Origin of the sequence: Pelomonas sp. Root1217 (assembly GCF_001425705.1) — a bacterium.
Lineage (GTDB): Bacteria > Pseudomonadota > Gammaproteobacteria > Burkholderiales > Burkholderiaceae_C > Pelomonas.
Genome location: NZ_LMDC01000012.1, coordinates 363,606 through 389,895 on the forward strand (window position 1 = coordinate 363,606; position 26,290 = coordinate 389,895).

Sequence of the window (26,290 nt, forward strand, 5' to 3'; positions counted from 1 at the left end):
CGGAGGTCCACAGGTGCCCTCCCCAAGTGGAAGCGGGGCGGTTGTAGTGCAAAACGGTATTCAGGGGTTCAGCGGGCTTTATCAGCAATGGGCCCAAGCTCAAGATGCGGTGAGTGAGTACGAGAGGCAGATCTTTCACCCGGATCATCAAATGACCGACCGTGAGCTGACCCACTTGCAAGCCCTGCGCAAAGACGCCGCAGACCAGTTGCGTGCGCTCATCGAAGACATGGACTGGCAACTGAGCCAGCTTCGTTCAAGTGGAAACTGGCCAGACGAGTCGTCGGCTGGCTTCGCCTCGTCGGGAGTGGCCGCCTCGCCAGCAACCTCGGACGGCAACGCCGGGGCTCAGGCAAACGCTGCGAACTGAGAGCTGTCTGCTGCGACCGAAGGCGTCAAGTCTTGGCAGCTGGCGTGCGCAACTGAGCGACTGCGGCCTCGAACTGCTGGGCAGCCTGCTTCAGCGCATCCAGCTCGGTGCTGGCACGCGCCAGTGCCTTCTGGGCCGCGTCACGGGCAGCGGCCTCGCCGCCAGCCGGCGCCGCGGCGATGGCACCCATACGGGTTTGAGCCTCGGTCAGCGCGCGGGCCAGCTGGTCGCGCAGCGCGTCCAGGCGGCTCGACAGGCCCTGCGCCTCATCCAGCTTCTGGCGCCTGGCCGGGTCGACGTCACCCTGTGCGTTGCGCAAGGCCTCAAAGGTCTCGCGGTCACTCTTGATGTGGGCGTCCAGCGCGCCGAGCTCGGTGGCCAGGGCCGCCTGCTGGCGCTGTGGAGCCGTGGGGTCGGCGGGCGTGCCCTCGTTGCGTGCACGCAGGCCGTCACCGGCACTCTTGCTGCCGAAGTAGAAGCCCACCACCGTCGTCAGCAGGGTGATGATGGCCGTGAGCAGCTGCTTTTGCCCGTCCATCGCGCTGGCCGAGGGGCGCGACTCCAGCGTGTAGAGGTTGAGCTTGGCATTGGCGCCGGCATCGGCGCCCGAGGCGGCGCGGCCGGGTGACGCGACGACGACAAGCAGCGAAGGCACCTGCTTGTAGCGCGTGATCTCATCCGCCAGCCGGGCGACCGGCACCTCGATCTGCTGCTCGAAGGGCTTGTCGCCGGGGCGGGGCATGCGGGCCTCTTCCTGCGCTTCGCTGAAGAACTTCAGGCCGAACACCGCGAACAGCACCATCACGCCCACGGCCAGCAGGGTGCGCACCGAGCCCGAGGGCAAACCGAAAGCCTCGTTGGCGTCGCTGAGGTTGAGGCCGCCGAAGACGATGGCCGTCAGCGTCAGCGCGGTGGCCATCAGCACCAGCAGGCCAACAAACCAGAGCGCGGAATCGTTCTTCGGGCTGGGCGCCAGCAAGGTGAGCGCCAGCACGGCGCAGATCGCCAGCAGCCCGATGACGCCCCATTTGACCCGCCGGGAAACTCTGACTTCGTCCATGGCCACCTCGCGCTGACTTGCAAGGCCGCGACGCTAGCCGTCATGGGCGTGCCCGGCATCCTCAGCTTTGCGGAGCCGGCGGTGGCGCCGCATGGCGCGGCGCGGTGATACGGCTACCGGGACCTGGGCTTGAAGCTGAAGCCAGATGCCGGCAAAACCAGCAAGGCCAGCAGCACCAGGGCCAGGCTCGCCGGTTCGGGCAGCGGCGTGGCCACGCCCTGGCCGCCCAGATAGAAGCTGCCGCCGCGGTCCCAGTCGTCGAAGGCGGCCTGGGTGTCAAAGCTGAAGTTCAGCGTGATGTCGTAGAGCACGCTGGCACCGGCGGCGATCTGGCCGAAGTCGAACAGCGGCACGATCCAGTCGGCCTGGGTGGCGATGCCGGCAGCCGTGCCGCCAGGCGTCCAGGGGTTGCCGATCCAGCTGTCGTTGCCCACGTCGGCGAGCTTCAGGTTGCCGGTGGCGCCGCCGATGCTGAGCTTGACGCCGCCGCCGACGAAGGCCTGGTCGGCATTGCTCCACGGCAGCGAGGTGGCCGCGCCACTGGACTCGTAGCTCCAGGCCCAGCCCAGGTACATGCCGAGGTGGGCGTTGGTGACGCCGGCGTTGGTGGCCACCTGGTCGTGATAGCTGACCGTGGCGGTGCGGGTTGCGGCGTTGGAGGCGTAGGTCCAGTTGTTGTCCAGCGTGCTGACCAGCGCGTTGGACTCGATCCAGGCCGGCGCGGCGCCGGCTGCTGCGGCCAGGCCCGCCAGCAGCCAACCGGCAAGACCTCGACGCAGCCAGATGGCCAGGGGAGCAGATACCTTCATGAAACCACCTCTTGTTGGAGTGCGGGGGTGGGCCATGCAAGTCGCGAGCCCAGATGGGAAACGCCAACGCCCACAGTCACTTGCCCGGCCGGGCTGCAGCGAGCCGTGAGGGTGGCGTCAAGTTTCCCGACAGCCGCTTCCGCCTTCGTCATGCAAGCGCCTCGACTGCGGGGCACACTGCGGCATGGGTTTTAACCACACGCTCGGCGGCGAACGCTTCAGCTTTGGCGACCTGCGCACCTTGCTCGCCAAAGCCAGCCCACGGCGCTCGGGGGACGAACTGGCCGGCGTGGCCGCGGCCAATGCACGCGAGCGGGTGGCGGCGCAGCTGGCCCTGGCGGATCTGCCGCTGACGGCCTTCCTGAACGAAGCCGTCGTGCCCTACGAGAGCGACGAGGTCACGCGGCTGATCGTCGACACGCATGACGCGGCTGCGTTCGCGCCGATCGCGCACCTGACGGTCGGCGGCCTGCGCGACGGGCTGCTGGCCGAGGCGATCGACCCGGCGCTGATCGCTCCCGGCCTCACGCCCGAGATGGTGGCCGCCGTCAGCAAGCTCTGCCGCGTGCAGGACCTGATGCTGATCGCGCACCGCTGCGAGGTCGTCACGCAGTTCCGCAGCACCATTGGCCTGCGCGGCCGGCTGGCCACGCGGCTGCAGCCCAACCACCCAACCGACGACGAGGCCGGTATCGCTGCCAGCCTGCTCGACGGCTTGCTGATGGGCGCGGGCGACGCGGTCATCGGCATCAACCCGGCGACGGACAACCTGCCGCAGGTGATGCGCCTGCTGCAGATGCTGGACGCCGTCATCACCCACCACGAGATTCCGACGCAGAGCTGCGTGCTGACGCATGTGACGACGACGCTCGAGGCCATGGCGCGCGGCGCGCCGGTGGACCTGGTGTTCCAGTCCATCGCCGGCACCGAGGGCGCCAACCGCGGCTTCGGCATCACGCTGGCGTTGCTGGAGGAAGCACGGCAGGCGGCGCTGGCGCTCAAGCGAGGCGGGCGCCACGTCATGTACTTCGAGACCGGCCAGGGCAGTGCGCTGTCCAGCGGCGCACATCATGGCTGCGACCAGCAGACGCTGGAGTGCCGCGCCTATGCCGTCGCACGGCGATTCGAGCCGCTGCTGGTCAACAGCGTCGTCGGCTTCATCGGCCCGGAATACCTGTTCGACGGCAAGCAGATCCAGCGCGCCGGCCTGGAGGACCATTGCTGTGGCAAGTTGCTGGGCCTGCCCATGGGTGTGGATGTGTGCTTCACCAACCACGCCGAGGCCGACGTCGATGATGTCGACAGCCTGCTGACCTTGCTTTGCGCGTCGGGCTGCAACTACATCATGGGCGTGCCGGGCTCCGACGACATCATGCTGGGGTACCAGAGCACGAGCTTTCATGATGCGCTGGCGATGCGGCGCCTGCTGGGCCTGCGGCCGGCGCCGGAGTTCGAGGCCTGGCTGCAGCGCATGGGCATCTTCGAGCACGGTGACGTGCCGCGGCTGGCGGCTGGGCTGCCAGCGCGTTTTGCGGCCTTGCTGGAGCAGACGTGAGCGCCGCGCCGGGCCGCCCCAAGCAAGCTCGCTCCTGCCTGGCGAACGCCTGGCCGCGCTGTCGGCCAGGCAAGGCCGCAGGCCTTAGGGTGCACCAGTGAGCGTCATCGAGCAACCCTGGGCCGGCCTGCGCCGCTACACGGCTGCGCGCATCGGCCTGGGCCGTGCGGGCGTCAGCGTGCCGACGGCAGCCCACCTGGCCTTCCAGCAGGCGCATGCCCAGGCGCGTGATGCGGTGCATGCGCCGCTGGACACCGAGGCGTTGTTGGCCCGGCTGCGCGCCTTGGGCGAAGCGCCGCTGCGTGTGCAAAGCCGCGCGACAGATCGGGCGAGCTATCTGCAGCGGCCCGACCTCGGCCGGCGGCTAGACGAGACCGATGTCCAGGTGCTGCAGCAGTTGAACGCACCGGCAAGCGACCTCGCCTTCGTGCTGGCGGACGGCTTGTCGGCGCTGGCCCTGCAGCGCCAGGCCCTGCCGTTGTTCACGGCGCTGCGCGAGCGGCTGTTGCGGGAGGGCGGCTGGACCTGGGCGCCGCCGGTTGTCGCGACGCAGGCTCGCGTGGCTCTTGGCGACGAGATCGGCGAATTGCTGCATGCGCGCTGTGTCGTGGTGCTGATCGGCGAGCGGCCGGGCCTGTCGGCGCCGGACAGCCTGGGCATTTACTTCAGCTGGGCGCCGCGCCTCGGGCTGCTCGACGCCGAGCGCAATTGCATCTCCAACGTCCGCCCCGAAGGCCTGGCGCCGCCAGTGGCCGCGGCCAAGCTGCATGCGCTGCTCGGGCAGGCACGAACCCGCCAGCTCAGCGGCGTGGGTTTGAAAGACGACATGGACGAACGCGCCCTGCCAGGCGCGGTCACTTCGCCGCTGATGCGGCTGCTTAGCGGCTAAGGTCTAAAGCGGCTAGCGGCCGTGCCTGGGCGTCATCGTGTCGATGCCCGCGCCCGGGTCTTCCTCACCGGCCACGGAATCGTCGAAGGCGCCGTTCTTCACATCGCGCGCGGGCCGCTGCTTGGCGGTGGGCCGTTCGATGTCGACGGGTGCCGGAACGGCGACGGGCTCCGGAGGAATCGGGGGTGTGCGAGTCGGGTCGGGCATGGTGGTCTCCTCGGTTCAATGAAAAGGGGCGGCAGTGCCGCCCCTTCGATCAGCAAGCGGCAAAGGCCTGCTTACATCCACCAGGTCGAGCCGTAGTAGTCATAGACCTTGCGGCCGTACTCGTCGTTGTAGGTGGGCGTTTCGTCGCTGGGGTAGCGCGGTGCGCGCTCCAGCTGGGCCTTGTCGACGTTGACGACATAGCCGTCCTTGCTGGTGTCGTACTTCAGCTGGTCCCATGGCAGGGGGTAGCGGTCGGTGCCCATGCCAAGGAAGCCGCCGAACTCCAGCGCCGCATAGCGCACCTGGCCGGACTTCTTGTCGATGACGAGGTCGTCAATGGAGCCGAGCTTGTCGCCGCTGGGGCTGTAGACCGTGGTGCCTTCGACCTTGGAGGAAGAAATGGTGGGGGTGACGCTGGCCATGATGGAACTCCTGGAAAGTTGAACACGAGTCACGGGGCAGGCTTTCGCCCGCTCCGCCAGGTGCTGTGCACCATGCGTTGAATATGCTTGTTATGGCGTGCGCTGGCAGTCGGGCTAGGCGCCCCGGCGCTGTAGGAATGAACCGACCGTGAAGTTGACGCGGGCCAAGATCTGCGAATAGGCGCCGATCGGTTTGGCCCGATGTTCGACCACGAGGTCTGAGAAATCCAGGCATGACTATTGGGCTCAGAGCTGGTGATCCAATCGTCTGCCCAACAAAGTAGGCAAAAGCTCCCTGGTTTGCCTGAAATTTTGGACAAATGACTGCAACCACGCTTTCCTTGCTTGATCGCCAGCTGTTGCTGCAACTGAGCGATCGGCACCGCCATGGCCGGCGCGTGCTGCAGGTCAGTCGGCCGCGATGGCCTCGATCTCCAGCAGCCAGTCGCTGTCGTAGATGCCGGCGATCAGCACCGTCAGCGCCGGACTGCGTGCGCCCAGCACTTCGCGGCGGATGGCCGAGTTCTCCAGGGCGTGTTTGCGGTCACCGAGATAGGTCGTGACCTTGACGAGATGGTCCAGCGTCATGCCGGCCGCGCGCAGCTGCGCGTCGATGTGGGCCCAGACGAGGCGGCATTGCGCGGCGAAGTCCTTCGGCACGGCGCCCGCCTTGTCGACCGGGATCTGGCCGCTGATGAAGAGCAGGCGCGACGGCGTCCGCAATTCCAGGGCCTGGGCATATCCGCCCGACGGGGCGGGTGCTTCGGCGGCATTGATGGCGCGGGTCTTGGCCATGGCGGCTCCTGCGGTGGATGTCGTTGTCACCAAGCCCAGGGCCAGGGTGCGGCGGGTGAGATTCATGGCCTGCTCCCGGGGCAGGCCGGCGGCCAGGAGGGATCGGCGCCGGCTTGCAAGTCGATGACGAAAAGCTCGCCCGAGCGCTTGCCGTCGGCCTGGGCAAACAGCAGCCTGTCGGACTTGGGCGACAGCAGCGGGCCGACCTGGAAGACATCAACGCGCGCCGGCACCCGCCCCAGGGGCCGCCAGCCGTTGCCGCTGCGCGCGAAGTGGTAGAGATGGGAGCGGCCCTCGCGGTCGGACACGACGACGGCCTGGCTGCCGTCGCGCGCCAGCTCCACCTCGTAGTCGTTGCTGGGCGTGTTCAGCGGCGCGCCCAGGTTGGCGACACGCCAGCCGCCGTCGGCCTGGGGCGTGGCCACGTAGACGTCGTTGCCGCCCAGGCCGCCGGGGCGGTCGGAGCCGAAAAAGAGGCGGCCGTCCGGCAGGCGGCGCGGCAGCAGCTCGGACTGCGCTGAGTTGATGGGCTCGGGCAGGCGGCGGGGCGCGCTCCAGCCGCCGCGGCCGTCGCTGTCGGCGACCCAGATGTCCAGGTCGTCGCCCCGCTTGCCGGGGAAGGGCCGGTTGGACACGAACCAGAGCTGACGGCCGTCGGCCGTGATGAAGGGGTCGGCCTCGCTTGTGGGCAGCGGCGCCGCGATGGCCAGGGGCGCGGCCTCGCTCCAGCCGGAAGCGCCGCAGTTCGACTGCATGAGGCGGTAGGCCGAGAACTGCGGATTCGCACGCATGAAGATCATCGTGCGGCCGTCGGGGGCGAAACTGGGCGAGGACTCGTACTGGTCGGTCGAGACGAGCTCGGGCGTCCATCGCGAGGGGGCGCTTGCGGCGGTGGCGGCAATGGCGAGGGCCAGCAGGGCCTTCATGGCGGTCTTTCGATGTCAGGTCGGTGGCAGTGTTGCGCCCACAAGACCGGTGTGACCTTCCGCATCGCGGATTCCGGGGACGCCGATCGGTCGGCGCAGACCTACAACCGGACAGTCCAGTCGCCGACGGCGCTGCCGCAGCGGGTCGCCCATAGTGTCGGGGTCACATTGGCCCGATTCCGAAATGCCGCCCCGACAGAGATTCCAGCAATTGACCGCGGCCGTTCTGGTCGCCGTGGCTGGCCTGACCGCCTGTCGCAAGGAGGTGCCGCCACCGCCAAGACCCGATGAGGTGCCCAGGCCCAAGGCGGCGGCCTCTTCGGCCTATGCCTTGCCCACCGCGTACGCGCGGTTTGGCCACTGAGGCAAGCACCGAGGCAAAGACATGGCAGGCCCCAGCGCCAATCCCCGCGCCATCTGGAAGGGCGCCATCTCCTTTGGCCTCGTGCACGTGCCTGTGTCCCTGCACAGCGCCACGCAGGAGCAGGAGATCGATTTCGACTGGCTGGACAAGCGCAGCATGGACCCGGTGGGCTACAAGCGCATCAACAAGCGCACCGGCAAGGAGATCGCCAAGGAGCACATCGTCAAGGGCGTCAAGCTCGAGGGCGACGAGTACGTGGTGCTGTCCGACGACGAGATCAAGGCCGCCTACCCCAAGCGCACGCAGACCATCCAGATCGAGAACTTCGTCAAGGCGGCGGACGTGTCCTTCGTCTACATCGAGAAGCCTTACTACCTCGCGCCGGATGGCCGGGCCGACCGCGTCTATGCGCTGCTGCGCGAAGCGCTGGAGAAAGCCGGTGTCATCGGCATCGCGAGCTTCGTGCTGCACAACAAGGAGCACCTCGCGGCGCTGATCCCGGCCGGCCCGGCGTTGATGCTGGGCGTGCTGCGCTGGGCCGAGGAGATCCGCTCGCCCGATGCGCTGGACCTGCCTAAGGTGGGAGCCACCGGTGCCGCGGGCGTCAAGCCGGCCGAGTTGAAGATGGCCCAGCAGCTCATCAGCCAGATGACTGCGGCCTGGAAGCCCGAGAAGTTCAAGGACGACTTCACGAGCGCCATCCATGAGCTGGTCAAGCGCAAGGCCAAGGCCGGCAAGACGGCGACCGTGCAGCCCTTCGAAGAGGCGCCGGACACGAGCAGCAGCAATGTCGTCGACCTGACCGAGCTGCTGAAGCAGAGCTTGGGCGGCAAGGCGCGCAAGGCCGAGAAGGCGCCGGCGAAGAAGGCGGCGGCCAAGCCCGCGGCCAAGCGCGGCAGCAAGGCCGCATGACGATGCGCCAGGGCTGAAGGGTCGTGGGCGGCGTCGGTGGCACGAGCTGCCGCAAAAGTTGCCGCAAAGCCTTGCGCTGCCGGCCACGAACGCGGGCAAGCCGTGTGCCCGTGCAGCTTTCTACTCGAAGCGGAAGACGACCATGGACGGCCGGTGGATTCCCTATTGCGGCGAGGCGCCCGGCCCGGACGCCTGGCTGAGCCGATGGAACCTCGACCCGGTGCTCGGCACGGGCCTCGTGCTGCTGGCGCTGGCGCTGTGGCGCCTGTCGGCAGCGCGGGCCGCAACGTCCGGACAGCTGCGCTGCCTGCGCTGTGCGTGGGCATTGACGGTCCTGCTTTACGTGTCACCGCTGTGCGCGCTGAGTTCGGCGTTCTTCACCGTCCGCGTGATCCATCACATCGCCCTGGTGCTGGCGATCGCACCCTTGGTGGCCATCGGGCTGGAACGCTGGCTGCGCCGCCTGCCCACACCGCTGTGGGCCTGCACCGCCCTCGCTGCCGTCGCCTTCTGGACCTGGCATGCGCCGGCGCCTTACGCAGCGGCCCTGGCGTCGGTGACCCTGTACGCGCTGATGCAGCTCACGCTGCTGGCCAGCGCGACGGCGTTCTGGGTCGCGGTGCGGCGCTCCGGCGCGGTCGCGGCGACGGGAGCCATCCTCGCCACGACGGTGCTCATGGGGCTGCTGGGTGCGCTGATCACGTTCGCCGCGCGGCCGCTGTATGCGCCGCACTTCGCGTCGACGCTGAGTTGGGGCGTCTCGCCGCTGCAGGACCAGCAGCTCGCCGGCATCGTGATGTGGGCGCCAGGCAGCATGGCCTACCTGGCCGCCGCGATGTGGATAGGCTGGCGCTGGATGGGCGCTGAACGTGCGCGCGGCCTGCGCGCCGAGCCGGCATGAGTCTCGTTGCCGCCATCGAATGGGCCGAGGGCCACCACCGGCGCGGCCTGTATTCGCCGATCGGCGTGGCCTTTCACTGGGTGATGGCAGCGTTGATGATCTTCCAGCTGGCCTATGGCTGGTACCTGGGTTGGCAGCCGGCGGGCGGCGACAAGTACATCGGCTACCAGACCCACACGGAGGTGGGACTGACGATCATGCTGCTGGGCACGCTGCGCTTTCTGTGGCGCAGCCAGATCGGCACGCCCGACAACGTCGACGAGGCATCGTTCTCGGGCCGGGCCAGCCATGTGCTGGAGGTCTGGTTCTACTTCAGCTTCTTCGCGCTGCCGATCAGCGGCTGGGTGATGTGGTCCACGCTGCCCAGCGACCTGCCGCTGTCGATCGCCGGCGTGATCCCCTTCCCCAACCTGCCTTTTGACCAGTTGTCCGAAGGACTGCGGCACAGCCTGATGCAGTGGGCCGCGACGGCGCATGCCTGGGTCGTCTGGATCACCGCGCTGGCCATTCCCGGCCACGCCGGCGCGGCCGTGCTGCATTACGTGGTCAAGCGCGACCGCGTGCTGCCTTCGATGTTCGACCTCAACGGGCCGCAGGCGCCGGGCGTAGCGGGATCAGCGCCAGATAAAGGCTCAGCTGATGAACCTCCTCGGGCTTGAGCCGTTGCGCCACGTTGAGCATTTCGTGGTTGCCGTCATTGCGCCGCTTGGACACCTGCCAGTCCTGCAACTGCTGGGCGAGGTAGAAGGCCGGCTGGGCGTGCAGCGGCGGCCCCTTCGCGCTGCCGATGCCTTCGCCGCCGTGGCACTGCTGGCAGGCCGCGGCGTACAGCGCCGGGGTCGTCGCGGCCACGGCTTGCCCGGTGGCGGGTGGCAAGGCCTTCGGCGGCAGGCCGGCGTAGTAGTTGGCCACCCGCACGCGTTCGTCGCTGTCCAGAAAGCGCGCCACATCGCGCATGACCTCGTGCGCGCGCAGACCCGCCGCGTAGTCTTCCATCTGCTTTTGCAGGTAGCCCGCCGGCAGGCTGGCCAGGCGCGGTGCGTCAAAGCCATTGCCCTCGCCGCGCGCGCCGTGGCAGCTCACGCAGGCGTAGCGCGCGCCGCCTTCGCCGCCGCTCATCGCGATGAGTTCGCCGCCGCGCCCCCAGCGGTCGTCGCTGGGCGCCATGCGGTCGGTGCAGGCGGCGGCCAGCAGCGTGAGGCTGATGAGAGTGAGAAGAGGCAGGTGGCGCATGGCGGCTGAATCATCGTCCTTGGCAAGCATCGTGCTCGCCTGTGCCTGCCTCGCCGCCTGCGATGGCCCGCCCGACCGCACGCCAACGCTGGGCGACGCGAACGCCGCACGCGGCCGCCAGCTTGTCGCCGACAAGGGCTGCGTGGCCTGCCACACCGTCCCCGGCGTGAAATGGCCGCGTGGAGGGCTCGGGCCGTCGCTGGAGAACTTCGGGCGCCAGAGCCTGATCGCAGGGCAATTGCCGAACCAGCCCGGCGTGTTGATGCAGTTCGTCCGCAACGCACCCGCGATGGTGCCCGGCACGGCCATGCCGGCCATTCCCATGTCCGACCAGGAAGCCCGCGATGTCACCGCCTACCTCCTCACGCTCAAGCCTCGCTGAGGCCCTGAGCGGCTGGCCGCCGCCGGTGCTCGACCCGCACGGGCCGTTCTCCAACTCGGTCACCACGCTGGCCTGGGTGCTGATCGCCCTCTTCACGCTGATCTTCCTGGGCGTGTGCGCGGCGATGTGGGTGGCGCTGTATGGCAGCGACGAGCTGCGCGCCCGGCTCGGCGGCGAGCGCGTCGTCAAGTGGTTCGGCCTGATCATCCCGGCCGGCGTGCTGTTGCTGCTGCTGGCCTGGGGCCTGACGCTGGTCTCCGGTATGTCCACCATCAAGGGTGACGAGCTGCGCATGCGCGTATCCGGCAACATCTACTGGTGGCGCGTGTCCTACCTCGATGAGGCGGGCCGCGAGATCCTCGCCGACGCCAACGAGCTGCACGTCCCGGTCGGTCGCCCGGTGGTCGTCGACATGGTCTCGGAGGACGTCATCCACAGCTTCTGGGTGCCCAAGCTGGGCGGCAAGATGGACATGATCCCGGGCCGCACCAACCGGCTCAAGCTGCAGGCCGACAAGGCGGGCGTCTACGGCGGGCAATGCGCCGAGTTCTGCGGCGGCGCGCATGCGCTGATGGGCTTCGTCGTCGTCGCGCATGAGGCCGCGGACTGGCAGCGGTGGCTGGATTCACGCCTGAAGCCGGCCCGCGAGAGCGATGTCAGCGTCGAGGCGTTGCGCGGCAAGCAGCTCTTCAACGAGGTTGGTTGCGCGGCCTGCCACCGTGTCGCCGGCACCGCGGCGCAAGGCGTGGCGGGCCCCGACCTGACCTTCGTTGGCGCGCGCCAGTCGCTGGGCGCCGGCATCCTGCCGAACACGCGTGCCACGCTGATCGGCTGGATCGGCGACAGCCAGTCGATCAAGCCGAACAACCGCATGCCCGCCTACCGCTCGTTGAAGGCGGCCGAGCTGAACGCACTGGCCAGCTACATGGAGTCGTTGAAGTGACGCAGCCCGCCAGCCCCGGCGTCGAAGGCGCCATCCACGCCGCGGCAGCCGAGCCGTCCGAGACGGGTTTCGACACGCGGCTCTACGCGCGCTTCCCGACGCAGGGCGGCCGGCCCGCGGGCGAGTTCGAGGCGCTGGAAAAGACCTGGGAAACGCCCACGGGCTGGCGCGCGCTCAGCGCCGTCAACAACAACTTCATCGGCTTCCTGTTCATCGCCACGGCCTTCGGCTTCTTCATCGCCGCGGGCATCCTGTCGCTGGTGATGCGCGTGCAGCTGGCCGCGCCGCTGGCCGGCGTCGTGCCGCAGGAGACCTACAACCAGCTGTTCACGATGCACGGCTCGGTGATGATGTTCCTGTTCGCCGTGCCGGCCGTGGAGGCCATCGCGGTGCTGCTGCTGCCGCAGATGCTGGCCGCGCGCGACCTGCCCTTTCCGCGGCTGTCGGCCTATTCGTACTGGGCCTATGCCATCGGCGGCGTGGTCTTCTTCGGCTCGGTCCTGTTCAGCCTGGCGCCGTCGGGCGGCTGGTTCATGTACCCGCCGCTGAGCTCGGGTGTCTACGCCAAGGGCATCAACGCCGACTTCTGGCTGCTGGGCATCGGCTTCATCGAGATCAGCGCGATCGCCGGCGCCATCGAACTCATCGTCGGCGTGCTGCGCACGCGCGCACCGGGCATGACGCTGGCCAAGATGCCGGTCTACGCCTGGGCCATCCTGATCTTCGGCGTCATGATCATCCTGGCCTTCCCGGCCATGATCATGGTGACCTTCCTGCTGGAGCTGGAGCGCGCCTTCAACTGGCCGCTGTTCGACGCCACGCGCGGCGGCGACCCGCTGCTCTACCAGCACCTGTTCTGGTTCTTCGGCCACCCCGACGTCTACATCATCTTCATCCCGGCCTCGGCCATGGTGTCGACCATGGTCGTCACCGTCGCGCAGAAGAAGCTGGTCGGCCACGAGCTCGTCGTGCTGGCGATGATCGCCACCGGCTTCATCAGCTTCGGCGTGTGGGCGCACCACATGTTCACGGTCGGCATGCCGGATCTGGCAGCGGGCTACTTCTCGGCCGCGTCGATGGCGGTGGCCGTTCCCGCGGGCGCCCAGGTGTTCGCATGGATCTGCACGCTCGCGTCGGGCCGTGTGCAGCGCAACGTGCCGTCGCTGTTCCTGGTCGGCGGCATCCTCATCTTCGTGATGGGCGGCTTGAGCGGCGTCATGGTGGGCATGGTCGCCTTCGACGGCCAGGCGCACGACACCTACTTCGTCGTCGCGCATTTCCACTACGTGCTGATTGGCGGCATGCTGTTCCCGCTGTTCGCCGGCTTCTATTACTGGACGCCGATGATCAACGGCCGGCAGCTGTCGGAGCGGCTCGGGCGCTGGGTGTTCTGGCTCAGCTTCGTCGGCGTGCACGTCTGCTTCCTGCCCATGCACCTGACCGGGCTGATGGGCATGCCGCGGCGCGTCAACACCTATCTGCCCGACCGGGCCTGGGACCTGCCCAACCTCATCTCCACCGTGGGCGCCTTCATCATGGCCGCGGGCGCGCTGCTGTTCCTCATCGATGCGGTCCGCTGCTACGTTCGTGGTGGCAGCGGCGGCAATGCCCGCAATGCCTTCCACGGGGGCACGCTGGAATGGCTGTCGGCGGGCAGCTACGGCGTGCGCTCCATCCCGGTGGTCAACGACCTGGAGCCGTTGTGGGCCGACCCCCAACTGGCCAACGACGCGCAAGCCGGGCGTTACTTCCTGCCCAACACGGCCACCGGCCAGCGCGAGACGCTCGTCACCAGCCCCTCGCGCGCCGAGCCGCAGTACGTGCAGATCATGCCGGGGCCGTCATGGTGGCCGCTGCTGTCGGCGCTGTTCACGGCCGGCTTCTTCCTGCTGCTGACCGTGAAGGCCATGACGTTGAGCGCCGTCTGCGGCGTGCTGACCGTGATCTGCCTGATGCGCTGGGTGTGGAGCAACGACCGGCATCTGCCGCCGCCGCAGAGCCAGGTCGACGCCGGTGCCAGCATCCTGCTGCCGACCTATGTGGCCGGCCCGCAGGCGCACGGCTGGTGGGCCGCGGTGCTGCTTGACATCGTGCTCGGGACGATCTTCCTGATGGCGATGTTCGGCTACCTCTACCTGTACGCCGCGCATCCCGACTGGTGGCTGCTCAAGGCGCCGCGCGGTGCGCTGGTGCCCGGCCTGTTGTTGCTGGGCGCGTCAGCGGGCCTGGCCTACGCAGCCCGGCCGCTGATGGCGAGGCTCAAGCGCGGCAGCGGCGCCAGCGCCGTGCTGATGGGCTTGAGCGCGGCATGCCTGGCCGCCGCGCTGGCCGTGGACGTGCTCGACTGGTGGCGCGCCGGGCTGCGTGGCGACGCCAGCGGCCAGGGCGCGACGGTCTACGCGATGCTGGCCTGGCACGGCAGCGTCGTGGCGGCCGTGGTGCTGGCGGCGTTCTTCTACGGGTTGCGCTGGATGCGCGGCCTGGCACCCCGCCCGGCCAACAAGACGCAGGAGGCGTTGCGCCTGCTGTTCATCTACGCCGCGCTGGAGGGTGCCGTGGGCCTGCTGCTGCCGCGGTTGCTGCCGTGAGGCGGCGCGTGAGTCTGCGCGCTCAAGCCACTTTCACCACCGTCTTGCCGAAATTGCCGCCCTGCAGCAGCCGCGCCAGCGCGGCCGGCGCCTGCTCCAGCCCGTCGACGATGTCCTCGCGCAGGGTGATGCGGCCCTCAGTCAGCCAGGCGCCCATCTCGCGGCGGAAGGCGTCGAAGCGCTCGCCGTAGTGGTCCAGGATGACGAAACCCTGCATGCGGATGCGCTTGCTCAGCAACGCGGCGACGAGGCCGGGCAGGCGGTCGGGGCCGGTGGGCGGGGCGGCGTCGTTGTAGTGCGAGATGAAGCCGCACACCGGCACGCGGGCATGCAGGTTGAGCAGCGGCAGCACGGCGTCGAACACCTCGCCGCCGACGTTTTCGAAATAGACGTCGATGCCTTGGGGGCAGGCCTCGACCAGCCGTGCGGCCAGGTCAGGGGCGTGTCGATCCAGGCAGGCGTCAAAGCCCAGCACCTCGACGGCATGGCGGCATTTGTCGGCGCCGCCGGCAATGCCCACGACGCGGGCGCCCTTGAGCTTGGCCAGCTGGCCGACGACCGCGCCGACCGCACCGGTGGCCGCGGCGACGACGACCGTTTCGCCCGGCTTGGGCTGGCCGATGTCCAGCAGCCCGACATAGGCCGTGAAGCCCGGCATGCCCAGGCCACCCAGCGCATGCGAAGGCTGGGCCACGTCGCCCAGGGCGAGCAGGTCGCTGCCGTCGGACAGCGCGTAGTCCTGCCAGCCGGCATTGGCCAGCACCAGCTCGCCGTCCTTGAAGCCCGGGTGGCGTGACGCCACGACGCGGCTGACCGTGCCGCCCACCATGACGCCGCCCAGCGGCACCGGAGGTGCGTAGCCCGGTCCGACCGGCGCCATCAGGTTGCGCATGTAGGGGTCGACGGACAGATACAGCGTGCGCAGCAGCACCTGGCCGTCGGCGGGTTCGGGCACCGGCTGCGTGTCGAGGTGGAAGTGCTCCGGCCCCGGCAGGCCTTGCGGGTAAGCGGCGAGGGTGAGGCGGCGGTTCATGCGGCCGCCTTCGCGGCCGGACGTGGGCCGTGACGCAAGGTCAAGAGCGTGCCCAGTGTCAGCGCCACCACAGCAAAGGCCGGGCCGCCCAGCGCGCCGATGCGGTCCACCAGCAGGCCGCCGCCGATGGCGCCGCTGGCGATCGCGATCTGAAAGCTCGCCACCAGCAGGCCGCCGGCGCCTTCGGCCTGGTCGGGCGCGGCCCGCACGATCCAGGTCTGAAAGCCTACCGGGAAGGCGCCGAAGGCAAAGCCCCACAGCGTGACGGCGATGGGCGTCACAGCGGGCGAGTTGCCGGCCACCAGCAGGCTCGCTGCCAGCGCCGCGATCAGCACGCCGCCGGCCACGATGGCATGCCGCTCGCTGCGCCCGGCCAGCCAGCCGCCGGCGAAGTTGCCGAAGAAGCCGCCGATGCCATAGCCCAGCAGCACGCCCGAGATGGCGCCGACCGACAGGTGCGTGACCTGCTCCATCAGCGGGCGGATGTAGGTGAAGCCGGCAAAGTGGCCCGAGATGACGAGCACCACGGCCAGCAGCGCCACGCGCACCGGCGGGCGGCGCAGCAGCTCGGCCAACACGCGCAGGTTGGGCTTGTCGCGCGGCGGCAGCGCCGGCAGCGTGGCCGCCTGCACGGCCAGCGTGACGAGGCTGACCCCGCCGGCCGCGATGAAAGCGCTGCGCCAGCCCCACACGTCGCCCATCCACGCCCCCACCGGCGCCGCGCAGACGGTGGCGACCGACACGCCGGTCAGGATGACCGACATCGCGCGGGCGAACAGGTTCTCGGGCACCAGGCGCATGGCCAGCGCCGCCGACATCGACCAGAAGCCGCCCAGCGCCACACCCAGCAGCACCCGTGCCACCAGCAGCCCTGCCAGGCTGCCGGCCGTGGCAGCCAGCGCGTTGGACAGCACCAGCAGGGCGCTCAACGCCAGCATGACGACGCGGCGGTCCAGCCGGCGCGTCAGCAGCGGCAGCGCCGGCGCGGCCACGGCGCCGACCAGCGCCGTGGCGGTGACCGCCTGGCCGGCCGCGCCGTCGCTGACGCCCAGGTCGGTGGCCATGGCCGTGAGCAGGCTGGCCGGCAGGAACTCGGCCATGACGAGGCCGAACACGCCCATCGCCAGCGAGGCGATGGCGGGCCACCGGGTGGCGGTGGGGACCGGAGCGGGCGCGGCGATGGCGCGGCCGTCCGGATCGATGGGGCAGGCAGTGCAGGAAGAGGAAGTCACGTCGGCAAGACCCTTTGTCAGCGAGGTCTGAATGCTAGGAATAGCCTGCCGGCGATTGAATGCCAGGAAAGCCGAGATGCTTGACTTTTCGTCCAGAGCCGAGGGGCGCGACACCCTGACCGAGATCCTGCTGGGCCTGCGCCTGGACGGCGTGGAGTACGGCCGCTGCGTCCTGCGCGCGCCATGGGCCGTGGCCTTCCCGGCGCAGCGCTCGGCGCGCTTCCACTTCGTCGGCCATGGCGGCTGCTGGCTGCGCACCGCCGCCACCGACTGGGTGCGGCTGAACGCTGGCGACGCGGTACTGCTGCCGCACGGCAGCTTTCATGTGCTGGCCAGCGCGCCCGACGTGCCGGCGGTGGACATCGACTCGCTGTCGCGTGTCGCCGTCTCGGACAACATCTATCTCGTCGGCGCTGAGCCCGGCTCCGCCGCGGCGGTGGTGGACGACGCCGCCGACGTGATGTTCTGCGGTGCGCTGCGCTTCAACCTCGACCCGCTGCACCCCCTCATCGCGATGATGCCGCCCGTCATGCTGGCCGGCGACCTGGCGAAAAAGGAAGCGACCGTGCCCGTGCTGCTGGATGCGATGGAGCGCGAGGTGGCGCTGGACCGCATCGGCGCCTGCGGCATCCTGGCCCGTCTGGCCGACGCGTTGGCGGCGAGCATCATCCGCGCCTGGGTGGAATGCGGCTGCAGCGACGCGACCGGCTGGATCGCCGCGGTGCGCTGCCCGAAGATCGGCAAGGTCGTCGCCGCCATCCACGCCGAGCCCGAGCGCGACTGGAGCCTGCCCGAGCTGGCCGACGTCATGGGCGCCTCACGCTCCAGCTTCGCCGACGCCTTCACGCGCACCATGGGCGAAAGCCCGGCCCGCTACGTCGCCAAGATCAAGATGTTCCAGGCCCGCAGATGGATCGCGCAGGACGGCATGCGCGTGGCCACGGCCGCGGACCGTCTCGGCTATGAGTCCGAGGCATCGTTCAGCCGGGCGTTCAAGCGGGTGATCGGGCATGCGCCGAGCGCGGCGCGGGGTGGGTGAGGCATGACTAAGGATTTCCTTGTTCAGACGCGCAGCCTCTACGCGGCCATCTTTGATGAGGCCTCGCCTGTCAACCGATCGGGCTTCTTGACCGAGATGCTTGCCGACGCGGGCAGGATGGCGCGTGAACAGGGGCGGGAAGACTTCGAGCGTCTGTTCATCTTCAACGACGCGCTGATGTCGTTGACGCGTCAAGGTCAGTTGTTGCCGTGGACCTTGCTGTTCGACGGTGTGTACAGGGTCGCGGTGGAGATGGGTGAGGTCGAGCCGCTGGCGGCACTCGCCGACGTAGGTTCCCCGACCACCAGTGTCGACCTGGTGTGTCCGAGCGGCCGTCTGGTCATCGCCTGCCTGAGCACCCTGGGCGAGGCGCATCAGCCTTTCATCGAGGTGCGGCCCGGCGTCCACCGCGTCATGCTCGAGCGGGACGAAGAGCAGGAGTTCCATCACATGTTGTTGGACACGCCGGCGGCGTACCCGGCCGACGAGGGACCGGATTGGCGCGTCGTCGTCGACAGCCAGTGAGATGCCAAGGCAGGCTCCTAAACTGCCTCCTCGCGTCGCCCTGAGTCCCGATGCCCACCACCGCCCTGCTCCTGCAACTCATCATCACCCTTGGCGTGGCCCGCGGCTGCGGCTGGCTGTTGCGTTATCTGGGTCAGCCCCAGGTGGTGGGTGAGATGGCCGCCGGCCTCGTGCTCGGCCCGGCGGTCATGGGCTTCTACGTTCCGGAGCTGCATGCCCAGCTGTTCGGCGCCATGCTGCCGCGCAACGACCGCCTGCTGCAGTCGGTGATGCAGCGCTTCGAGCCACTGTCCAGGCCATTAATTGTCGGATGCCTTTACCGATACTTGCTCGGGCGGCGTGGGTAGAGCAACTATTCCAGTCCCTTCTAAAAGTGCACTACGGCACTGGCTCGAATATTCACCGTCTGCTCCTTTTGCAAGGTATTGAATTGCTTGAAAAAGTTCAACAGTGGAAATTAATGCCGTTGAAGTTGACTCAGCCGCGGATATGCACTTGTCTGTGAACTGGACTTGCCGTTCTGCGGGAGGGGAAAGACGATAACCGTTCCCAAATAGAACCCCCTTAGCGGGTTTATCTATGTCATCTCTCTGGAGATCCTCATGGATGTTCATGGCAAGCTGTCGAAGCTTGTCTACATTAACTGCTTTGCTATCTTTACCTTCGGCTTCCCCGAGCAGCCTACCTTCACTGCATTCGAAGACAACGTCGAATTCTGACTGCGAATCTTTGTATGGTGCCGCATTAAATCCCAAGCATTGAAGCGCTTCCACAATTGCACGCTCAAGAGGCTGGCCCTTTTCGTATAAGAGGGCGCGAGCTTGTCCAGCGCCAGCAAGGCGCTCTTGTAATTCTTCTTTGTTTCGCTGAGCTTCCTCGACGAGACGTTCTGCAATCAATAGCTCAGATCGAAGCGCTTTCTCGGAAGCCAAAAAATAGGTGGGATCCGCCGCCCAATTTGGTTCCGGCGTGATGTCGGCGGAACCACGGAGGGCTTTGTCAAATGCGACGATGGCGCTAATTAACTTAATGGAGAATCTAATCGCGGAATCAGTCCAAGCTTGATCTTCATCCAAAAAGTCATCCGCGTAAAAATCTATATCCGGCAATAAAACCAGCGAACCTGTCGAGCTCTTGCTGCGAATGGTGGCTGCCACTGGTTTATCGCCGTTTTTAGTTGTAATTGACGTTCCCTCAATATATTGCGGCAATAAAACCTTATATTGCGACACTTGAGAAAACTCGGCCCAATACGGGGCCAATATCTCGGCGCCTAAAGGAGCCAGTTTCATCGCGTTGCCCGTTGCATTCACTGGTCTTATGCTGATTGGCAAGGTGGAATAGTTCGTGTAGGCGGTAACAACTTGCGTCGTCTTCTGATTCCGCCCGGTACCGGAATATTCTCTTTTACCTGTATCAATGTATATGTCCTGCACTGTTGGTAGGTAAACCACCACGGTCTTTCCCGCGTCAACTGCTTGCTTCATTTCTCTGCGCCAATGTTCGCAGCACTCCTTGAGCTGGAAGGATGCCGAGTCATCAAGGCTCGGTTTGCCTTGATAGTATTCAACGTCGTCTTCGTCCCAGAATTCATCGATCGACGGTCGAAATAGAACAATATCCCAATCTAAAAGGGATGCTCTTGACCTAAAAGGTTCATGTGTTGTATTGTCTCCCGCAAGTTCAAAGCCGATAGTTAATATAGGTTTTGCCATGGCTGTTAATTTTGAAGTTTCGCAACTCTTGTCGCAGTAAAAAGGGCCCGAGGCGCTCAACGCCACGGGCCCTTTTTGTGCAACGGTGGACGGCTTAGAACGGAATATCGTCATCCATATCATCAAACCCCGTCGCCGCTTTGGGCGCCGCTGCCGGCGCACGCGGAGCGGGCGGGCGCTGGGCCGCGGCCGGACGGGCTGCCGGGCGGGCACCGCCCTCATCGCCACCGCCACGGCTGTAACCGCCACCACCACCTTCGCCGCCACCAGCACCACGGCCGTAGCTGGCACCGCCACCGCCGCCTTCATCGCCACCGCCGGCACCGTCACGGCCGCCGAGCAGCTGCATCTCCTGGGCAATGATCTCGGTCGTGTAGGTGTCGCGGCCTTCCTTGTCCTGCCACTTGCGGGTCTTCAGGCGGCCTTCGACATAGAGGGGGCGGCCCTTCTTGACGTACTCGCCGACGATCTCGGCCAGGCGGTCGTTGAAGACGACGCGGTGCCATTCGGTCTCTTCCTGGCGCTCGCCGGATTCGCGGTTCTTCCAGTTGCGGGTGGTCGCCAGGCTGAGGGTGACCCAAGCGCCGCCGCTGGGGTTGTAGCGAACCTCGGGGTCTTTGCCGACGTTGCCGATGATGATGACTTTGTTGACGCTGGCCATGACGCTCGTCCGAATTCGATGGGGAAGGGGCGAATTATGCCGAGGGGCTCGCCCAAGGCCGTCAGCAACTCCACGTAGACCGCATCCCGCACCCCGGGGCCCGCACTTCGTCTCTCCACCCGCCGCCCGCCCGACGGCCCTCCCTAAGATGAAGCCATGAACTCCTCGGGCACCCCCTCCAGCAACCGCCGCACGAATGCGCGGATGTGGCTGGCCTACGCCGGCGCCTGCGCCCTGGCCTGGTGCCTGTTCGTGCTGGCCGGCAGCGAGTTCGACCGCGGCCTGGACCCGTTCTGGCTGGCCGTCTACCAGGCCACCACCATGCTGTGGGCGCCGATGCTGCTGGGCGTCGCCGTCTGGCCCGTCGCGCGCCGCCTGCATGGCACCGACGCCGGCCCGGCCGCGACCGCTCTGGCGCATGCGATGGCGGCGCTGTCGTTCTCGGCGCTTTGGCAGGCGGGCGAGTTCGCCGTCAACGCCGCCCTGTTTGGCACCGACCATGCCGGCGCCGTGCTGCTGGCCGGCCTGCTGTGGCGCTCGGTCTGGGGCTTCGTGGTCTACGCCACCATCGCTACCGCTTTCACGGCCGTGCTGCAGTCCCGCGCGGCGCGCTCGGCGGCCGTACATGCCGCCCAGGCCGAAAGCGCCCTGGCCAAGGCCGAGCTGTCGGCCATCAGCGGCAAGCTGAACCCGCATTTCCTGTTCAACACGCTGAACTCGCTGATCGCGCTGACCCGCAAGGACCCGGCCGCCGCCGAGGCCTCGCTGCTGAAGTTCTCCTCCATGCTGCGCTATGTGCTGGACACCAAGCGTGGCGCCGAAGACCGGGTCATGCTGTCCGACGAGATCGATTTCCTGCGCGACTACCTGGCGCTGGAAGCCCTGCGCCTGGGCCCGCGCCTGCGTGTGGACTGGGACCTGGAAGAGCGCGTGATGGCCGACGAGCTGCCGCCGCTGACCCTGCAGCCGCTGGTGGAGAACTCCATCCTGCATGCCGTGGCTACCCGCAAGGGCGGCGGCAAGGTGACCATCACCGCGCGCCGCAATGCGCTCAACTTCGGCCTGGACCTGGCTGTGGCCGATGACGGCCCGGGCTGCGAGCCCGAGGCCCTGGAACCCAAGCCCGGCCAGCGCCGCGGCGTGGGCCTGGCGGCGCTGAAGAAGCGCTTCGCCTTGGACTACGACGGCCAGGCCCGCCTGCGCATCCACACCGCTCCCGGCGCGGGATTTCGCGTCGACCTCTTCATTCCCCAGACATGAACACCACGACCGTCCTGATCGCCGAAGACGAACACCTGGCCGCCGAGGCGCTGGCCGACTGGGTCAAGGCCACGCCGGGCCTGCAGTTGGTGGCTGTCTGTGAAGACGGCGACGACGCGCTGGCCCAGATCCGCGCGCTCAAGCCCGCCCTGGTGCTGACCGACATCCAGATGCCAGGCCTGACGGGGTTGCAGGTGGTGCAGGCCCTGCAAGGCGAGGCCCACCAGCCGCGCATCATCTTCACGACGGCCTACGACCAGCACGCGCTGACGGCCTTCGAGCTGCATGCGGTGGATTACCTGCTCAAGCCCTTCTCGCGCGAGCGCTTCGACGAGGCCATCAGCCATGTGCTGCGGGACGCATCGCCCAGCCCGGCCGATGTGGCGCAGGCCTTGGGCGCGCCGGCCGATGCGCCGCTTACGCGCCTTTTGGTGCGCGACCAGGGCAAGATCTTCCCGCTGCAGGTGGACGCCATCGAGTGCCTGCGCTCCGACAACAAGTACACCGCCATCACCAGCAAGGGCCGCAGCTTCCTCGTGCGCCTGCCCATCGCCGACTTCGAGACGCGGCTGGACCCGGCGAAGTTCCTGCGCGTGCAGCGCGGCTGCATCGTCAACCTGGATTTCGTCGAGAGCATGACCCCGGACGAGAACTCGCAACTCGTCGTGCAGCTGCGTGACGGCACGCGCATCACGGCCAACCGCGAGGTGTCCAAGATGTTGAGGGAGCAGTCGCTATGAAGACCGCCACCTGGAAGAAGCGCTTCCTGCCAGCGTTGCTGCTGGCAGCCGTGGGCCTGGCGCAAGCCCAGTCCCACCCGCATCCGCATCCCACGCCAGCGACGCCCCCCACTCCCGCCACACCGGCGACACCAGCGACGCCGGCAACTCCGCCAACGCCGGCCACACCAGCAACGCCGGCCACTCCGCCAACGCCGGCGACGCCGGCTACTCCTGCGACGCCCCCGACGCCGGCCACTCCGGCCACCCCGGCAATGCCCGGCCGCATCTACGCTCCCGGCTCATTCGACCGCCTGGAGCTGGCCGGCGCGGCGCGTGTCATCCTCGTGCAGGGCGAGCGCGACCAGTGCTTCATCGCCGGCGACGCCGAGGTGCAGAAGAGCGTCGAGGTCGAGCTCGCGGACCGCCAGCTCGTCATTCGCCCGACCGGTGGCTGGAAGTTCTGGCACAGCCAAAAGCTGTTCGTGCAAGTGGAGATGCGCCAGCTCAAGGGGCTGTCACTGTCTGGGGCCAGCGACGTGCACGCGCCCTTGCCCCTGCGCACCGACCAGCTCAAGCTCTTCATCAGCGGCGCAGGCGTGGCGCGGCTGGACCAGCTGCAGGCCAAGCAGCTCACCTTTGTCATCTCCGGCGCTGGCGACGGCCAGTTGGGCGGCCGTGTCGACGACCTGGCACTGCAGATCTCCGGCAAGGGCAAGGTCGTGGCGGACAAGCTGCAGGCCCAGCGGGCGCGCGTCAACGTCAGCGGCATCGGCAATGTCGTGCTGTGGGTAACGGACGACCTCGCGGCCCACATCTCGGGCATCGGGTCGGTGGACTACTTCGGCAACCCTTCGGTGCAGCGCTCGGTGTCGGGCATGGGCTCGATCAGCGCCCGCGGTGAGAAGCGCAACTAGGGTTTTGACAAGCAGGCTTGGTGCCGCGAGCGCCGCGCCAGCCAGTGAGCTTCGCTACCGGATCGTTGACCGCCGAGGCTTGGCCGCGGGCATCGGAGGCGACATGGCAATCAGTGCATCTGCCCTGTACTCACTGTGAGCCGAGAAGGCGCCGGCCGTGACCTCAATGTCTGCGCTGGAAATGCCCGCTGCACGGGCAACGTCGCGCCACTGGTCGACCACGGTCGCCACCTCTTCGACGATGGCGCCTGCCTCGGCGTCTGTGAGCCGATAAAACGCAGCCGTCGACCGCACCGCGCGCATGCTCGGGCGGTTGTCGACATCGTCGATGTTGAGCACATGCTCCGCCTTGTCGACGTTCGGGTTGACATCGAAGGCAGGAGACAGCCTCCAGCCGTCTTTGCCGAGCAGGAACCCGTGATTGCGCAGGTGATCGTCTCGATTGCCGACGGCGACATTGAAAGCGACCCGACGGAACAGCTGCTTGAGGTCGCTGGCGACGTATGCAGGGTCTCCGCCGGCACTCAGGAATTGGGCGAGCTCAAGGTAGCTCGCGCCCTCACTCTGTTCCCGCCGGAGCAGCGTCATGGCGGATGCATAGAAATGCCGCTTGCCATTCGCGCGGTCGAATCGCTGGACGCAGAAGGTGTGGAACTCGCTGTTCAACCTGACCGCGCGGGCGGCTGGAACGCTGACGCCGGCCCTCTCGGCCATGGTGTGGACGGCGGCCTCCCAGGCGCCTACGTCTCGGTCATCGTCACGCGATGGGAATTTCCCGATCCAGAGCGAGCCGTCCTGCTCGGCGAAGTTCGCTTTCGGCCTGGCCCCGCCCAATGAAGCGCCTGGCGCCACCAGCACGGCCAGCCACCGACGCAGCGCGTCCAGATCGTCGATGCGCTTGCTCGTCAGTAACGTGGCCACCGCCTCGAGCTCGCGCAGGTTGGTCACCGGAGGTGCCGCCATCTTTTCAGCGCCGAGGAATTCATCGGTGCCCTCCAGGCGGAATCGCAGCCCGCCTTGACGCGTGAAATCCTGAACGCCGATCAGAAAGTCCCAGGCATAGAGATTCCGGGGCATTCGGCCTTCGTCCTTGGCCTGCAGAGCTTCTCGTCGCTTCAGGAGCGTTTGGCCCCAGCGGTCCGGGGACGAGTCCAGGAAGATGCCGAAGTTGCCCAGCTCTGGCTTCGGAAAGTAGGGCTGGTCGCCGAGAGACAAATCGGGGTCGACCGAAAAAGCCACCGGGTCTTTCAGCCAGTCCCGCTCGTAGACGAAACGGACCTGGCCGCGATCATGAGACAGGGTGCCTATACGCCGCGCGTCGTCAAGATCGCAGTCGAGCCAGACCTCCAGGTTCGAGCCGCTCATCAAGATCCTCTCGGCGGGGACGCGGGCATGGCGCCGCGCTTTCGAGCAGGCTTGGGCTCCAATGCCAGGTCTTGAAGCTTGCGGCCCACCTGGTCGTCGGCCGCGAGCGACTCAATGTCCTTCTCGAGGCCCAGTACGGCGAGCACCCTCAGATAGGTCCCAAGCGTCGCGCCCGGATCGCCAGCTTCCACGTTGTAAAGGGAGGAACGCGAGATGCCGGCCCGTAGCGCAACGGTCGTGGAGCTGAACTTGCGGCGCAGCCGCGCCAGGCGCAGCCGCTCGCCAAGAGCAGCGAGAAGACGCTGCTCCTGGGGGAAAACGACCGGCGGTTTGCTGGGCATTGGACAGGTAATCCGGTTCGAAAATGTCCACCATTATGAACATTTCCGCAGCCGTTTGTACAACATGGTGGATTGGTGCCATTCAGCACTCAAGCGTTGGGCATGACCTGGCGCCCGCAATGGCGCCTACCGCGTCGGGCTGCGGGTCGGGATCTGCAAAAGCCGGGTTCAAGCGAAGCAGCCAGCCATCCGGCTGGCAAACGCGACTACAGCGGGTGGGCTCGGGCGACGGACCGGCACCGCCACGCCGCCAGCAGGCCACCCAGGGACATCAGCCACAGCGAGGACGGCTCCGGCACCGGAGCAAAGGACTGGGCCCAGTTCAGCCCCGAGGGCGACGTGATCGTGAACAGCGACATGTCCGCCGGCACGTACAGGCCGGTGTTGGGGTCGAGCAGCGAGATCGCCGAGATGCCGTTCCAGTACGAAGAGTGGCCGAAATCGGCAGTGACCGAGGCTGCTTCGCTGGTGCTGCATTGCGGGTCGCTCAAGCAGTCGATCTTGCCCGCAGACACCGTCAGCCGCTCCGTGAAGGTGAAGGGCGTGCCCAGCGTGATGGTGATTTTGATGTTGTGGATGCCCGAGTAGTACAGCGGGCCGCCGGCCACGGCGCTGACGAAGTCGACTGGGAACCCGCCCGGGAATGCAGGGTCGGAGTGGGCGCCCCAGCTGCCGAGGAAACCGGCTCCGTTCAAAGAGAAGTTCACCGAGGAATAGCCGCCCCCGGTCGGGTCGATCATGCCTTGCAGCGTGACACCCATGGTGACGCGCGCCTGCGTACCGTTGAGACCGGCCGAGCTGATCGTGATGTCCTCCCCGTACGCGCCTTCGGCAAAGGCGGTGCCCAGGTGGTTGCCGGCGCCGGCGAAGCTGGAGGCGTAGAGCTTGATGACACCCAGGGCCACCGACGCATCAGCCGTGCCGCCGGCGCCGTTGCCGGCGGCCGATGACGAGGCGCTGAACGTGCCGCTGTCGAAATCGTCCACGGGCGGGTCGAATTGCGTGCCAAGCGCGCTGGCCGACGTCCTGGCGATGGTCGAGCCTGCGGATGCTGCGAAGGCGCAGCTAAGGGCGGTCAGGCCCACCAGAAGATGCCGGAATTTCATGAAGCCACTCCTTGACCGCCC

Annotated in this window: 29 protein-coding genes; 15 read left to right on the top strand and 14 right to left on the bottom strand. The window is 67.5% G+C overall.

Going from position 1 to position 26,290, the window contains the following annotated elements:
• Nucleotides 1-46 precede the first annotated feature (46 nt).
• Entirely contained in the window at nt 47-370 is a 324-nt protein-coding gene (locus tag ASC95_RS10610; RefSeq protein ID WP_157256131.1) for a hypothetical protein, read from the top strand.
• Between the two features lie 25 nt (nt 371-395).
• On the opposite strand, the gene ASC95_RS10615 is transcribed toward ASC95_RS10610, so the two are convergent.
• The gene (locus ASC95_RS10615; protein WP_057297688.1) at nt 396-1,430 is read right to left on the bottom strand and encodes a hypothetical protein; all 1,035 of its coding nucleotides are present in this window, start codon (nt 1,428-1,430) and stop codon (nt 396-398) included.
• A 113-nt stretch (nt 1,431-1,543) separates the two neighbouring features.
• A complete protein-coding gene (locus ASC95_RS10620) occupies nt 1,544-2,239 on the bottom strand; it encodes a hypothetical protein (RefSeq protein WP_057297689.1) in 696 nt (231 codons plus the stop codon).
• 184 nt (nt 2,240-2,423) lie between these two features.
• Between ASC95_RS10620 and ASC95_RS10625 the strand changes: the two genes are divergently transcribed.
• Nucleotides 2,424-3,794, top strand: a complete 1,371-nt coding sequence (locus ASC95_RS10625) for an ethanolamine ammonia-lyase subunit EutB (RefSeq protein WP_057297690.1) — start codon at nt 2,424-2,426, stop codon at nt 3,792-3,794.
• 97 nt (nt 3,795-3,891) lie between these two features.
• Entirely contained in the window at nt 3,892-4,683 is a 792-nt protein-coding gene (gene eutC / locus ASC95_RS10630; protein WP_057297691.1) for an ethanolamine ammonia-lyase subunit EutC, read from the top strand.
• Nucleotides 4,684-4,695: 12 nt separating this feature from the next.
• Here the strand turns inward: eutC and ASC95_RS10635 are convergent, their stop codons facing one another.
• The 4 genes from ASC95_RS10635 to ASC95_RS10650 all read right to left on the bottom strand — a co-directional run bounded on the left by ASC95_RS10635 (nt 4,696) and on the right by ASC95_RS10650 (nt 7,033).
• Entirely contained in the window at nt 4,696-4,890 is a 195-nt protein-coding gene (locus ASC95_RS10635; protein WP_057297692.1) for a hypothetical protein, read from the bottom strand.
• 71 nt (nt 4,891-4,961) lie between these two features.
• Entirely contained in the window at nt 4,962-5,312 is a 351-nt protein-coding gene (locus ASC95_RS10640) for a PRC-barrel domain-containing protein (protein ID WP_057297693.1), read from the bottom strand.
• Nucleotides 5,313-5,720: 408 nt separating this feature from the next.
• Nucleotides 5,721-6,173, bottom strand: coding sequence for a RidA family protein (locus ASC95_RS10645; RefSeq protein ID WP_235537887.1), 453 nt, complete (start codon nt 6,171-6,173; stop codon nt 5,721-5,723).
• Nucleotides 6,170-7,033, bottom strand: coding sequence for a PD40 domain-containing protein (locus ASC95_RS10650; RefSeq protein WP_057297694.1), 864 nt, complete (start codon nt 7,031-7,033; stop codon nt 6,170-6,172). Before ASC95_RS10650 ends, ASC95_RS10645 begins: the two co-directional genes overlap by 4 nt.
• Before the next feature lie 385 nt (nt 7,034-7,418).
• Here ASC95_RS10650 and ASC95_RS10655 point away from each other — a divergent pair, with 385 nt between their 5' ends.
• From ASC95_RS10655 to ASC95_RS10665, 3 genes are all read left to right on the top strand, one after another.
• On the top strand, nt 7,419-8,309 hold the full coding sequence (locus ASC95_RS10655) for a Ku protein (protein ID WP_057297695.1): 891 nt from the start codon (nt 7,419-7,421) through the stop codon (nt 8,307-8,309).
• A gap of 142 nt (nt 8,310-8,451) precedes the next feature.
• On the top strand, nt 8,452-9,210 hold the full coding sequence (locus ASC95_RS10660) for a cytochrome c oxidase assembly protein (protein WP_057297696.1): 759 nt from the start codon (nt 8,452-8,454) through the stop codon (nt 9,208-9,210).
• Nucleotides 9,207-9,869, top strand: coding sequence for a cytochrome b (locus ASC95_RS10665; RefSeq protein WP_057297697.1), 663 nt, complete (start codon nt 9,207-9,209; stop codon nt 9,867-9,869). The genes ASC95_RS10660 and ASC95_RS10665 overlap by 4 nt, the downstream gene beginning before the upstream one ends.
• Here the strand turns inward: ASC95_RS10665 and ASC95_RS10670 are convergent.
• Nucleotides 9,793-10,473: a c-type cytochrome gene (locus ASC95_RS10670; RefSeq protein WP_157256134.1), complete on the bottom strand. Its 681-nt coding sequence runs from the start codon at nt 10,471-10,473 to the stop codon at nt 9,793-9,795. The genes ASC95_RS10665 and ASC95_RS10670 overlap by 77 nt on opposite strands.
• Here ASC95_RS10670 and ASC95_RS30560 point away from each other — a divergent pair.
• From ASC95_RS30560 to ASC95_RS10685, 3 genes are read left to right on the top strand one after another with little or no spacing between them, the layout of a single operon-like run.
• Nucleotides 10,463-10,825: a cytochrome c family protein gene (locus tag ASC95_RS30560; protein ID WP_235537888.1), complete on the top strand. Its 363-nt coding sequence runs from the start codon at nt 10,463-10,465 to the stop codon at nt 10,823-10,825. The two genes, ASC95_RS10670 and ASC95_RS30560, sit on opposite strands and share 11 nt — an antisense overlap.
• Nucleotides 10,788-11,768 (top strand): cytochrome c oxidase subunit II, encoded by a 981-nt coding sequence (gene coxB / locus ASC95_RS10680; RefSeq protein WP_057297700.1) that lies wholly within the window; start codon nt 10,788-10,790, stop codon nt 11,766-11,768. Before ASC95_RS30560 ends, coxB begins: the two co-directional genes overlap by 38 nt.
• Nucleotides 11,765-14,356: a cbb3-type cytochrome c oxidase subunit I gene (locus ASC95_RS10685; protein WP_057297701.1), complete on the top strand. Its 2,592-nt coding sequence runs from the start codon at nt 11,765-11,767 to the stop codon at nt 14,354-14,356. Before coxB ends, ASC95_RS10685 begins: the two co-directional genes overlap by 4 nt.
• 22 nt (nt 14,357-14,378) lie before the next feature.
• Here ASC95_RS10685 and ASC95_RS10690 read toward each other — a convergent pair whose 3' ends face one another.
• Entirely contained in the window at nt 14,379-15,389 is a 1,011-nt protein-coding gene (locus ASC95_RS10690; RefSeq protein WP_057297702.1) for an NADP-dependent oxidoreductase, read from the bottom strand.
• A complete protein-coding gene (locus ASC95_RS10695) occupies nt 15,386-16,621 on the bottom strand; it encodes an MFS transporter (RefSeq protein WP_369820604.1) in 1,236 nt (411 codons plus the stop codon). Before ASC95_RS10695 ends, ASC95_RS10690 begins: the two co-directional genes overlap by 4 nt.
• A gap of 76 nt (nt 16,622-16,697) precedes the next feature.
• On the opposite strand from ASC95_RS10695, the gene ASC95_RS10700 reads away from it, so the two are divergent.
• The 3 genes from ASC95_RS10700 to ASC95_RS31360 are packed head-to-tail and all read left to right on the top strand — an operon-like array spanning nt 16,698 to nt 18,532.
• Nucleotides 16,698-17,660, top strand: coding sequence for an AraC family transcriptional regulator (locus tag ASC95_RS10700; protein WP_057297703.1), 963 nt, complete (start codon nt 16,698-16,700; stop codon nt 17,658-17,660).
• A gap of 3 nt (nt 17,661-17,663) precedes the next feature.
• On the top strand, nt 17,664-18,185 hold the full coding sequence (locus tag ASC95_RS10705; RefSeq protein WP_057297704.1) for a hypothetical protein: 522 nt from the start codon (nt 17,664-17,666) through the stop codon (nt 18,183-18,185).
• Between the two features lie 50 nt (nt 18,186-18,235).
• A complete protein-coding gene (locus tag ASC95_RS31360; RefSeq protein WP_057297705.1) occupies nt 18,236-18,532 on the top strand; it encodes a hypothetical protein in 297 nt (98 codons plus the stop codon).
• Here the strand turns inward: ASC95_RS31360 and ASC95_RS29915 are convergent.
• A complete protein-coding gene (locus ASC95_RS29915) occupies nt 18,485-20,014 on the bottom strand; it encodes a hypothetical protein (protein ID WP_235537889.1) in 1,530 nt (509 codons plus the stop codon). The two genes, ASC95_RS31360 and ASC95_RS29915, sit on opposite strands and share 48 nt — an antisense overlap.
• A complete protein-coding gene (gene ssb / locus ASC95_RS10715; RefSeq protein WP_056191367.1) occupies nt 19,995-20,561 on the bottom strand; it encodes a single-stranded DNA-binding protein in 567 nt (188 codons plus the stop codon). Before ssb ends, ASC95_RS29915 begins: the two co-directional genes overlap by 20 nt.
• Nucleotides 20,562-20,717: 156 nt before the next feature.
• On the opposite strand from ssb, the gene ASC95_RS10720 reads away from it, so the two are divergent.
• The 3 genes from ASC95_RS10720 to ASC95_RS10730 are packed head-to-tail and all read left to right on the top strand — an operon-like array spanning nt 20,718 to nt 23,457.
• Nucleotides 20,718-21,821 (top strand): sensor histidine kinase, encoded by a 1,104-nt coding sequence (locus ASC95_RS10720; protein WP_157256137.1) that lies wholly within the window; start codon nt 20,718-20,720, stop codon nt 21,819-21,821.
• Nucleotides 21,818-22,561 carry a LytTR family DNA-binding domain-containing protein gene (locus tag ASC95_RS10725; RefSeq protein WP_057297707.1) on the top strand — a complete coding sequence of 248 codons (744 nt, stop codon included), beginning with the start codon at nt 21,818-21,820 and terminating at the stop codon, nt 22,559-22,561. Before ASC95_RS10720 ends, ASC95_RS10725 begins: the two co-directional genes overlap by 4 nt.
• Nucleotides 22,558-23,457 (top strand): head GIN domain-containing protein, encoded by a 900-nt coding sequence (locus ASC95_RS10730; RefSeq protein WP_082567684.1) that lies wholly within the window; start codon nt 22,558-22,560, stop codon nt 23,455-23,457. Before ASC95_RS10725 ends, ASC95_RS10730 begins: the two co-directional genes overlap by 4 nt.
• A gap of 54 nt (nt 23,458-23,511) precedes the next feature.
• On the opposite strand, the gene ASC95_RS10735 is transcribed toward ASC95_RS10730, so the two are convergent.
• The 3 genes from ASC95_RS10735 to ASC95_RS10745 form a co-directional block, all read right to left on the bottom strand.
• Nucleotides 23,512-24,822, bottom strand: coding sequence for a type II toxin-antitoxin system HipA family toxin (locus tag ASC95_RS10735; protein ID WP_057297709.1), 1,311 nt, complete (start codon nt 24,820-24,822; stop codon nt 23,512-23,514).
• Nucleotides 24,822-25,163, bottom strand: coding sequence for a helix-turn-helix domain-containing protein (locus ASC95_RS10740; protein WP_057297710.1), 342 nt, complete (start codon nt 25,161-25,163; stop codon nt 24,822-24,824). Before ASC95_RS10740 ends, ASC95_RS10735 begins: the two co-directional genes overlap by 1 nt.
• A gap of 206 nt (nt 25,164-25,369) precedes the next feature.
• Nucleotides 25,370-26,269, bottom strand: coding sequence for a PEP-CTERM sorting domain-containing protein (locus ASC95_RS10745; RefSeq protein WP_057297711.1), 900 nt, complete (start codon nt 26,267-26,269; stop codon nt 25,370-25,372).
• Nucleotides 26,270-26,290: the final 21 nt, after the last annotated feature.